Raw genomic sequence first — 2,177 nt, 5'->3', positions numbered from 1 at the left:
AATTCTTAACGAAAATTTAAAACAATCAATTATAAAACTCTAATACCTTGTAATAATGCAGACCTCCACATAATGTGATTCTTTTATAAATATAAATTGAGTTAAATATATTAGTAACTTTCCATAACTCGCATGCGCTCAAACAATGGAAATTCTTAACGAAAATTTAAAACACTAAGTTATAAAACTCTAATTCCTTGTAATAATGCAACTTTCCGCACAACAGATTCTTATTTTATAATTTAAATTGAGTTAAATATATTATTAAATTACTATAACTCGCATTCGCTCAAACAATAGTAATTCTTAACGGTATTTTGAAACATAGAATTATAAAACTCCATCAGTTCATGATAATACTACTTTCCATACAATATCTTTCTTTTTATATAAAACTAGTTATATTACATCTATAATTTAATAATATTAGCTTATTTAAATTTTCTAAATTTCTATAACTCGCATGCGCTCAAGCAATGGTAATTTCTAATGAAAAGTTAAAGTTCAATTAATGTTTCTAACGGTGAATTTTTAGTTAATTCAATGCTTCTTGAATCTGGTTGAGATATTCCAACGAATAGTTTAAATCTTTTGCTATTTAGAATTTTATTACCTTCATTATTTACAACTTCAAATTCTTTTTTTCTTAATTCAAAGTTTACGGTTTTGCTTTCACCTTTTCTTAGATTTACACGTTTGAATCCAACTAAGCTATGATGTAATACTGCATATTTTGATTCTAAGTCTTTTAAATAGCATTGAATTACTTCATCAGTATCGTAGTTTCCTACATTTTTAATATCTATACTTACCTTTACAGTTTCAAAATCATTTTTAATATCTTCTACCTTTAAGTTTGCTAATTCTACTTCTGAATAAGTTAGTCCATATCCAAATGGATATAAAACTTCTGATTCTACATATCTATAGGTTCTTCCCTTCATTGAGTAATCTGTGAAATCAGGAAGATCTTCTTCATTTTTATAGAAGGTTACTGGTAATTTTCCACTTGGTGAACATTCTCCAAATAATAAATCTGCAACTGCTTTTCCTCCTCTACTACCTGGATACCAAAGGTCTAATACTGCTGCACATTTTTCTTCTGCACCATTAAAAGTTAATGCACTTCCTGCTCCAATTAATAAAATAACCGGTGTTCCTGTTTCTAATAATCTCTCTAATAATTGTTGTTGTCTTCCTGGTAATTTCAAATTAGGTTTATCCCCTGCTGCATCACTATTTCCTGCATCACCTTGTTCTCCCTCAATAGTTGGATCTAGCCCCAAGCAAAGTATTGCAATATCAGCTCTTTCTGCCACTGTTATAGCTTCTGCTAATCTGTCATCAGCTTGAGATAGTCCTGAAATACTATTTTTATATAAATGACAGCCTTCCGAATAATATACTCTAATATCATCATCTGCTACTTCATGAATTCCTTCTAATATAGTGATATACTTTGAAGCAGTACCTGAATAATTCCCCTTAAGCATTATCTCACTATTTGCATTTGGTCCTATTACTGCAATAGATTTTATTTTTTCTTTATTTAATGGTAATATTCCATTATTTTTTAATAATACCACAGACTTTCTTGCTGCTTTTAATGATAATTCATTATGCTCCTTACAATCATTTACTTCATATGGTGTATCATTAAATTCACAGTTTTCATCAAACATTCCAAGTCTTATTCTTGTTGCCATTAATCTTTCTGCAGCTGTTGTTATATCTTCTTCTGTAACTAATCCTTCTTTATATGCTAGTAACATTTGAAGATATATATTCCCACAGTTTAAATCACAACCATTTTTTATAGCTAGTGCTGATGATTGTGTAGCAGTACTAGTTACATGATGATGTAAATGGAAATCTGCTATTGCCCAGCAATCAGAAACTACATGTCCTTTAAAGTTCCATTTTCCCCTTAATATATCCTTTAGCAAAGTTTTACTTCCACAGCAAGGTTCTCCATTAGTACGATTGTAAGCTCCCATTACAGATTCAACATTTGCTTCTTTTACTGCAGCTTCAAAAGCAGGTAAATAAGTTTCATATAAATCCTTTTCATTTACTACTGCATCAAATTCATGTCTTAACCCTTCTGGACCACTATGAACAGCAAAGTGTTTTGCACATGCTGCTGTCTTTAAATATTTTCCATCTCCTTGAAGTCC

Annotated in this window: 1 protein-coding gene; it reads right to left on the bottom strand. The window is 30.0% G+C overall.

The window, feature by feature from the left end; all coding sequences use genetic code 11:
- Positions 1–497 precede the first annotated feature (497 nt).
- On the bottom strand, positions 498–2,177 hold a 1,680-nt coding region (locus I2A75_RS05050; protein ID WP_195263392.1), incomplete at its 5' end, for a glycoside hydrolase family 3 C-terminal domain-containing protein.

This window comes from Clostridium sp. 1001275B_160808_H3 (genome assembly GCF_015550425.1).
Taxonomy (GTDB): domain Bacteria; phylum Bacillota; class Clostridia; order Clostridiales; family Clostridiaceae; genus Clostridium.
This window is presented reverse-complemented; position numbering and strand designations above follow the sequence as displayed.